This window comes from Isoptericola sp. GX10416 (genome assembly GCF_056590155.1).
In genome coordinates this window covers 1-8340 of the sequence record NZ_JBWPVO010000025.1, presented here as the reverse complement: position 1 = coordinate 8340, position 8340 = coordinate 1, and the positions used below count along the sequence as shown (strand labels likewise).

The 8340-nt window shown below is 67.7% G+C and carries 8 protein-coding genes and 1 pseudogene; 8 read left to right on the top strand and 1 reads right to left on the bottom strand.

All coding sequences use genetic code 11. The annotated features are described in order from the left end of the window. Nucleotides 1–371 (bottom strand): annotated as a pseudogene (locus tag ACWAT2_RS19235) (ISL3 family transposase); the annotation flags it as partial. Nucleotides 372–526: 155 nt separating this feature from the next. On the opposite strand from ACWAT2_RS19235, the gene ACWAT2_RS19230 reads away from it, so the two are divergent. From ACWAT2_RS19230 to ACWAT2_RS19195, 8 genes are all read left to right on the top strand, one after another. Beyond that, a complete protein-coding gene (locus tag ACWAT2_RS19230; RefSeq protein WP_402378194.1) occupies nucleotides 527–2056 on the top strand; it encodes a molybdopterin-dependent oxidoreductase in 1530 nt (509 codons plus the stop codon). A gap of 12 nt (nucleotides 2057–2068) precedes the next feature. Continuing rightward, the gene (locus tag ACWAT2_RS19225; protein ID WP_402378191.1) at nucleotides 2069–2290 is read left to right on the top strand and encodes a hypothetical protein; all 222 of its coding nucleotides are present in this window, start codon (nucleotides 2069–2071) and stop codon (nucleotides 2288–2290) included. Between the two features lie 79 nt (nucleotides 2291–2369). Beyond that, complete coding sequence (locus tag ACWAT2_RS19220; RefSeq protein ID WP_225563477.1) at nucleotides 2370–3191, top strand: Crp/Fnr family transcriptional regulator; 822 nt, start codon at nucleotides 2370–2372, stop codon at nucleotides 3189–3191. A 128-nt stretch (nucleotides 3192–3319) separates the two neighbouring features. Next, nucleotides 3320–3559 carry a heavy-metal-associated domain-containing protein gene (locus tag ACWAT2_RS19215; protein ID WP_154795784.1) on the top strand — a complete coding sequence of 80 codons (240 nt, stop codon included), beginning with the start codon at nucleotides 3320–3322 and terminating at the stop codon, nucleotides 3557–3559. Nucleotides 3560–4028: 469 nt separating this feature from the next. Next, a complete protein-coding gene (locus ACWAT2_RS19210) occupies nucleotides 4029–4448 on the top strand; it encodes a hypothetical protein (RefSeq protein WP_013882306.1) in 420 nt (139 codons plus the stop codon). Between the two features lie 315 nt (nucleotides 4449–4763). Then, entirely contained in the window at nucleotides 4764–6704 is a 1941-nt protein-coding gene (locus tag ACWAT2_RS19205) for a heavy metal translocating P-type ATPase (protein ID WP_402378187.1), read from the top strand. A gap of 82 nt (nucleotides 6705–6786) precedes the next feature. Continuing rightward, complete coding sequence (locus ACWAT2_RS19200) at nucleotides 6787–7215, top strand: cupin domain-containing protein (RefSeq protein ID WP_013882304.1); 429 nt, start codon at nucleotides 6787–6789, stop codon at nucleotides 7213–7215. Between the two features lie 91 nt (nucleotides 7216–7306). Further along, the gene (locus tag ACWAT2_RS19195) at nucleotides 7307–8221 is read left to right on the top strand and encodes an NADP-dependent oxidoreductase (RefSeq protein WP_013882303.1); all 915 of its coding nucleotides are present in this window, start codon (nucleotides 7307–7309) and stop codon (nucleotides 8219–8221) included. The last annotated feature ends 119 nt before the right edge of the window (nucleotides 8222–8340 follow it).

Below are 8340 nucleotides of genomic sequence, written 5' to 3'. Positions count from 1 at the left end.
TGCTGGGTGACCAGACCCACCAGGGCCCAGCGCACCGCCGCCCGCGAGAGCTTCGCCCGCGGCTCGGCCGCCCTCGAGGTGTCTTGCCGCCACACCCGACGACAGCCCGTGCAGCGGTAGCGGCGCACCCGCACCAGCAGCGTGACCGGCCGCCACCCGAACGGCTCGTGCGCCAGCCACCGGGTCACCGTGCCGCGCGGTGTGCCCTCGGCCCCGCACCCGCGGCAGAACGCATCGTCGGCGCGCGCCATGACTCGGCACTCCATCACGGCCCGGTCGGGATCGAGATGCTGGCCGACCGCGACGAGGTCGAGCTCGTCCAGGCGCGCGAAGGTCGCAAGGTCAGGGGCAGCGAAGGTAAGTTCAGGCACGTCGAGGTCTTCCAGATGGTGAGCGTGAGAACTTCCATCCTGGGGGACCTCGACCCATCCCCGGAACCGGCTCAGCCAGCCAGCGCTACACCCTCATCTGCGTTGAGCCAGGTTAGTGTGGCGAGGACAGGCGCGGCTACAGCCGGCGACGATCTATGGAGGCATTCTTGGACCCGGATTTCCCGCTCTGGCTGCGGGCTACACACCTGCTCAACTTTGTCCTAATGGGGATTGTGCTGCGCAGCGGGTGGGAAATTCTCGCCTCGCTGCCCCGCCTGTGGTGGCGCAATGACTCCAAGCCGGGCACTGAGTGGATCAAGTTCACCCGCCGGGAGCTGCCGAAGGAGGAGGGCGTCTACACCTCCCTCATGGACGAGCGGTCCGCCAGCCCGCTGCTGACCTTGCCGGGGAAGAAGAACATCGGCCTGGGGCGGCACTGGCACGGACTGGGAGTGACGCTGTGGTTGATCAACGGCCTGCTTTACGTCGTCCTACTGTTCGGCACCGGCCTGTGGCGGCGGATCGTGCCGACCTCGTGGGATGTGTTCCCCGAGGCGTGGGAATCCATGCGGATCTACCTCGGCTTCGGCGTGCCCTCGATCGAGCATTTCCAGCCCTACGACGCGCTGCAGATGCTCACCTACACCGGCGTCGTCTTCATCTTGGCGCCGCTGCTGATCCTGACAGGTATCGCGATGTCCCCGGCCGTGCGTTCGCGCTTCCCCTGGTACCTGAAGCTGTGGGGTGGGCACCAGGGCGCTCGTTCGCTGCACTTCATCGGCATGGTCCTGATGAGCATTTTCATCGTGATGCACATCGGTCTGGTGTTCTTGGTCCACCCCGAGTACAACCTGCCGCACATGGTCTTCGGTGTCACCGACACCGCCCGATACGCGCAGGCCTTCACCATCGCGATCGCCACGATCGTCGTCGTTATCGGCTTGTGGATCGCTCTGAGCTACCTCACGCTGGCCGACCGCCCGCGCTCCCAGCGCGTGCTCGTGGCGCTGACTGAGCCGATCCGCAAGGTCACCCTGAACTGGATGAAGCCCCGCATGGGACGCCAGAGTACTTACACCGAGAAGGACATCTCGGAGTTCCACTGGACCAACGGGCTCCCGCCGACCAAGGACGAGTCCACGGAGTGGCTCGCCCACCGGGACAGCGGCTTCCGTGACTGGCGCCTCGAGCTCGGTGGTGAGCTGAGCGGTAAGACGCTGCAGCTGAGCCTGGGGGACTTGCGTCAGCTCCCGAAGACCGAGTACATCGCGGTCCACACCTGCATGCAGGGCTGGTCGGCCACCTCCAAATGGGCCGGCGTCCGGCTCCGTGACCTCCTCGAGGTCCTCGGACCTCCCCCGGAGGGTGCCAACTACGTGATGATCACCTCCCACGGCCTGGCCCAGGAGATGTGGGACCACCGGCCGCGGGAACCGTTCTACGCGGTGCTGGACCTCGACACGGTCGCCGAGGACGACACGATCCTGGCGTACGAGCGCAACGGGCACCCGTTGGAGGTGCATCTGGGCGCGCCGCTGCGGCTGCGGGTGGAGTCGAACCATGGGTACAAGATGGTCAAGTGGATCAAGTCCATCGAGTGGATCACCGACTACGCCGCGTACGGTGACGGTCGTGGCGGCACCCGTGAGGACGCCGCGATGCAGGCGTTCAACGGCCGGATCTGACAGGAGCAGGGCATGATCAGCACTATCTACACCGTCGCCGGCATGACCACAGCCGAGGATGCGCGGGCCATCAAGGACAGGCTCTATCTCGTGGCAGGTATCGGTGCCGTCGCCACCGAGATCATTCCCGACGGCGAAGCGCGCATCATCCTCAAGCACAAGGACGACGTCGAGCTGAACCGCTCGACCATCGAGGCAGCCGTGCAGGAGGCGGGCGAATACACGCTCGCCTGACCATTACGGCTACCAATAATGAGACGAAGCACGTGCTTATTCGTCTCGGCGCATCTAGCATCACTTTCAGGAGGCAATCGTGAGCAGCGAACCCGGCTCCGCCGCATCGCACGGTGCATCCTCCCCGGTCAATTCGGCTACCGGCGCACCTGGCCGACGACGAGTCCCGCTGCGCTCAACCTGCGCCCAGCCCCATCACTGTCCATTGCCGGTACGCATGAAGGTTCTCGGCCAGGTGCCGCTCTTCGCCGGTCTGTCCCACGAGGATCTTGTCGGTATCGACCACCGCATGGTCTCGCTGTCCTGGGCTGAGGACGACCCGCTCTACACAGCCGGCGACGTGGCCGAACATCTCTACGTCATGGCAGCCGGGCGCGCCAAGGTCTCCCGCCCGACCCCGAACGGCCAGGACGTCGTCGTCGATCTCCTGGCCCCTGGCGACCTCTTCGGAGGCATGCACACCCTGGGCCAGCCCACCTACCCCGAAACCGTTCGCGCCCTGACCACCACCTGCGCGTTACGCATCGACACACGCGCTTTCCGCGATGTCATGACGCAACACCCCGAGGTCGCCCTACGGGTGGTGGACGACGTCACCGCGCTGCTAGCGCAAGCGCGTGCGGACGTCACCGCGCAATCCACCGCCACCGTCGCCCAGCGGGTAGCGACCACGCTGTTGCGCCTAGCCGAGAAGTTCGGCCAGGACAGCTCCTCCGGTGCCACATTGATCCAGTTGCCGCTGTCTCGCACTGACCTGGCCGGCATGACCGGCTCGACACCGGAGTCCGTCTCCCGGGTAATGAGCCAGCTCCGCAAGGACGGCATCATCGACTCCGGCCGCAGATGGACCGCCATCCTGGACGGCGACCGTCTGCTCGCCACCGTGGCCGCCAGTGCCTGAGGGGCGAGGACTCTCACGTCCGCTGCGGTTGATTGATGCACGTCATGGTTCGGTTCCTAGCCCGCTCGTAACGTCGTAGTCAGCACCCAAGAAGGGTGAGACCTCGTCAGAGAAGGAAGGAACACACCATGAGCACCACCGCTCCCACCACCACCCACACGACCCTGCGCGCCGAAGGCTTCTCCTGCCCCTCCTGCGTGGCGAAGATCGAGAAGCGTGTCGGACGCCTGGACGGCGTCAGCGCCGTGAAGGTCCAGTTCGCCTCGGCACGCATCGAGGTCGACCACGACCCGGCCAAGGCCAGCGTCGAGGACCTGATCGCCGCTGTGGGCAAGGCCGGGTACGTCGCCAAGCCTGCCGCGTTCTGACGCCCGCCGCGCCAAGGAGAAGGACAGTGAGCGTCATGGCACAGGCGGCGCACCTGCAGCTGCGCCTGGGCGAGTCTTTCTGCCCCTCGTGCGCCACCGACATCAACCGGCACCTGAAGCGTCTTCCGGGGTGCAGGCCGTGCACATCGATCTGCACTCGCACCGGGTTGACGTCGACTACGACCCCCGACGCTTGGACGTCGAGGACATCCTGGTGACCGTCGGCGGTGCCGGCGTTACCGCAAGCGTTATCTCGGAGGACAGCTAGGACCCGCCTCCACTAGGGCGACCAGGGACGTCGACCGGTGCCCAGACCAAGCGCGAGCGCACTGCCCGGGCGTCATCCCGCCACCCATCAGGGCCGCACCGGGCCGCCGGGCCCGTCAATGATCAGCGGAAGCCTGCCCGCTGCATTCTCACGTGTGAACCGCTGGTAGACCCACGTCCCAAGAACTCAGGAGAGATTGCTATGAGCGTCAAGCTTCACCATGTCCCGCCGCGCCTGGCGAGCGGGGCCTTCATATTGAACACCGGAATCACTAAGCGGTCATTGGACGTCGACGGGGCAACGGGGCTGCGGGACCAGGCCGCCAACGCGTTCCCGTTCTTGAAGAAGATGGACCCGGTCCGCTTCGGGAAGGCGTTGTCGACCTTCGAGATCGCTCTGGGCACGGCGCTACTAGCCCCGATGGTACCCACCCGGGTGGCCGCGGCCGGCCTAAGTGGATTCTCGGCCGCATTGATGGCCGTGTACCTCAAGACGCCAGGGTTCACCCGTGATGACGGAATCCGTCCAGCGCCGGCTGGCATGGGGATCGCTCGGGACGTCTTCATGCTCGGTAGCGGTCTGGGCCTGATGGTGGAGGAACTGGCAACCAGGCGAACCTGACGGGGCCGTCCCGCCATGCGCGTGACACCCGGCCCCACGGGCCCCGCGGACTGGGGTGTGGTCATGGGCGCCCGCGGGCCGAGGCTACGTGGCTCGTCCGGTCGCATTCTGAGCCGGACCAGCTAAGCGTCACCGCCGATCAACTCGGCGGTGACGCTCTTCATTGCGCCAGCACGCTAGAGCAGCCCCGGCGGCGGTGCACGGATGGGTGTGCGGTTGATTGACGCCGGTCATGGTTGCCCGGTGCCGATCTTCATAACGTCGTTGTCAGCACCCCGAACTGGGGTTGGACAGCTACAGGAAGGTCGAACAGCTATGAACAAGCTGCAGCAGTGGTGGTACGGCAGGTGGGCGATCCCAGTGGTCTCCGGGGCGCTGATCCTCATCTCGTTCTTCGTGGCCCGCGGCCTCGGTTCCGATGCGTGGAGCAACGCCTTCATGGTGGCCGCCGCCGTGGTCGCGGGTACCCCGATCGTGACCAAGGCAGCCCGGGCGCTCATGGCCCGGGTCATCGGCATCGACCTGCTGGTCTCGGTGGCCGCGATCGGCGCGGTGATCATCGGGGAGTACTGGGAGGCCGCCGCGGTGACCTTCCTCTTCGCCATCGGGCACGCCCTGGAGTCCGCAACGCTGAACAAGACCCGCTCGGCACTGGCCGAGCTGGTGGCCGTGGCCCCAGACGTGGCCGTGGTCATGCGCGACGGCGTGCAGGTGGAGGTGCCCGCTGCGAGCGTGGCCATGGGCGAGATCGTCCTGGTCAAGAACGGCGCTAAGGTCCCGGTGGACGGCGAGGTCGTGGCCGGCACCGGCGCCCTGGACGAGGCCTCCATCACCGGGGAGTCCATCCCCGTGGAGAAGTCCAAGGGCGACCACGTCTTCGCCGGAACCGTCGCCAAGGGTGGGTTCCTCCAGGTGCTCGCCACCGGCGTCGGCGCCGACACCACGCTGGCCCGCATCATCCACCGCGTCGAAGACGCCCAGGACGCCAAGGCCAAGACCGCCCAGTTCATGGACCGGTTCTCCGCCTGGTACACCCCGGCCATCATGGTCCTGGCCCTCGTGGTCGGACTCATCACCGGTGACGTCGTGCTCGGGCTGACCCTGCTGGTCATCGGCTGCCCCGGCGCGCTGGTCATCTCCATCCCGGTCTCCATCGTCGCCGGCATCGGCCGGGCCGCCAAGGACGGCATCCTCATCAAGGGTGGGGAGTACCTGGAGACCTCCGGCAAGATCACCGCCGTCGCGGTGGACAAGACCGGCACCCTGACCAAGGGCCGCCCGCACCTGACCGACGTCGTCGTCCTGGCCCCAGCCATGGATCGCGCCCAGGTGCTGACCTGGGCAGCCCGGGCCGAGGCCGGCTCCGAGCACCCGCTCGCCCGACCCATCCTGGAGGCAGCAGCCGCGGAGGGGCTGGCCACGTCGGGGCTGCCCGAGGTCACCGAGCCCGTGCCTGGCAAGGGCATCACTGCCACCATCGGCGGGCGCCGGGTCCTCATCGGCAACGTGGCGCTGCTGGAGCAGTACGGCGTCGCGGACACTGTTGGCGCCGGGCAGGCCGCTGAGGAGCTCGCCGCAGCGGGCAGGACGGCGATGATCGTGGCCGTGGAGGATGCGGTGGCTGGTGTGGTCGCGGTGGCTGATGAGGTCCGTCCCGACGCGGCGCAGATGGTCGCCCGTCTGCACGACGCCGGGGTGAAGAAGGTGGTCATGCTCACCGGTGACGCCCCGCTGGTGGCGAAGGCAGTTGGTGCGGCGACCGGGGTCGATGAGGTCCGCGCCGGCCTGCTGCCCGAGGACAAGCTCGACGCGGTCGCGGACCTGCAGCGTCAAGGTCACGTGGTGGCCATGGTCGGCGACGGCGTCAACGACGCCCCCGCCCTGGCAACGGCCAACATCGGCGTGGCCATGGGCGCCGCCGGCTCTGCCGTCGCCGTGGAGACTGCGGACATCGCCCTCATGGGCGACAACCTGCTCAAGCTCCCCGAGGCCGTCGGCCTGGCCCGGCGCACCGTGAACAACATGCGCCAGAACATCACCATCGCCCTGGTCACCGTGGCCGCCCTGCTGGCCGGCGTCCTCCTGGGCGGGGTGACTATGGCCATCGGGATGCTCGTCCACGAAGCTTCGGTCCTGGTCGTCATTATCAACGCCATGCGCCTGCTGCGCCGCCACCAGGACACCACCAGCGCCGTGGCGACAGCGCCGGCGCAGAGCACCACCACCGAGGCACAGGCAATGGCCCGCCGCCCGTAAGCAGGACCGGACCAGGACACCTCAACGCCAGCCGTCCCGGCCCGCCGCTGGAAACCAGCACTACCTCAGGAGGAAACACCAGGTGAGCACCGAAGAACACTTCACCATCGAAGGCAACATCGAGCACTTCACCATCGCCGACGTCGCCCAGGACAACCCCGACTTCCGCCGGGTGCTATGGACCGGTCAGCACGCCCAGATCGTCATCATGACCATTCCCCCGGGTAGTGAGATCGGTGATGAGGTCCACCAGAACACCGACCAGATCCTCACCTTCATCAGCGGAACCGGTCAGGCAGACCTCAACGGCCATACCCACCCGATCGAGGCCGGTGACCAGTGCGCCATCCCAGCCGGCACCCGGCACAACTTCCGCAACACCGGTGCTGAGCCACTCGTGCTCTACACCGTTTATGCCCCGCCCGAGCACGCCGCCGACGGTGCCTACCCGACCAAGAACGAGGCCGACGCCGCCGAGGCAGCCGGGCAGGACGAGCCCCCCACCGCCTGACGAGCACACCAACCACCGGCTGAAGCGGCCGGCCAGGTCAGGGACCACACTCGGCTCGTTCAGCGACCAACAAGAAGGAAGAAGCAACCCCATGTCCAAGGTGTACGTATTCAATGACTTCGGTGGCCCGGAGAACCAGCAGCTGGTCGACCGCCCGGCCCCCCCGCCGGGCCCGGGCGAGCTGGCGGTCAAGGTCCGCGCCGCCGGCGTCAACCCAATCGACCACAAGATCCGCTCCGGAGCTCTGGGCACCGACCTACCGCTGCCGGCCCCCATGGGTCAGGAGGTCGCCGGCGTCGTCACCACCATCGGCGACGGCGTGGAAGGCTTCGCGGTGGGCGATGCGATCCTCGGTCCGGTCGCCCCCGGATACGGGGCCTTTGCCCAGGACACCATCGTGCGGGCCACCGAGGCGGTGGCCAAGCCCGAGGAGATCTCCTTCGCCGACGCCGCCACCATCCCCGTCGCAGCAGCCACCGCCTACGACGCCACCCACCAGATCGAGCTCGAAGCCGGCCAGACGCTCCTGATCCTCGGCGCCGGCGGCGGCGTCGGGCTCATGGCCGCCCAGATCGGCCGGGTCCACCAGTTCACCGTCATCGGCATCGCCTCGGAGACCAAGCGCCAAATCGTCGAGTCCACCGGGGCCACCTTCGTCCCCTCCGGGAAGGGCGTGGCCGACCGTGTGCGCGAGGTCGCCCCCGAGGGATTGGACCTCATCGTCGACCTGGTCGGCGGGGATGCCCTGCGCCAGGTCGCCGCACTGGCCACCAGCCCCTCGCGCATCATCTCCGCCGCCGACCCCGCGACGGCCACCGAGATCGGCGGCTCCGCCCTCGAGCGCACCAGCGAGGCCATGGCCAAGATCACCGGGGTCATCGAGTACGGCCTCGTCGACCCCCACGTCACCGCCCGCTACCCCCTCGAACAAGCCGGCGAGGCCATCGTCGCAGTCGAGACTGGCCACACCACCGGCAAGACCGTCATCGAGCCCTACAGTGCCTGACGCGGGCCGACCGGTAGCACCTGTGAAGCAGCCTTGCGCTACTGAGCCTTTCCCAGTAGCGGGCGTGTCGCCGTCGACACGCCGTACAGCCTGACCTGCGGCAACGCAGTGCGGGACCC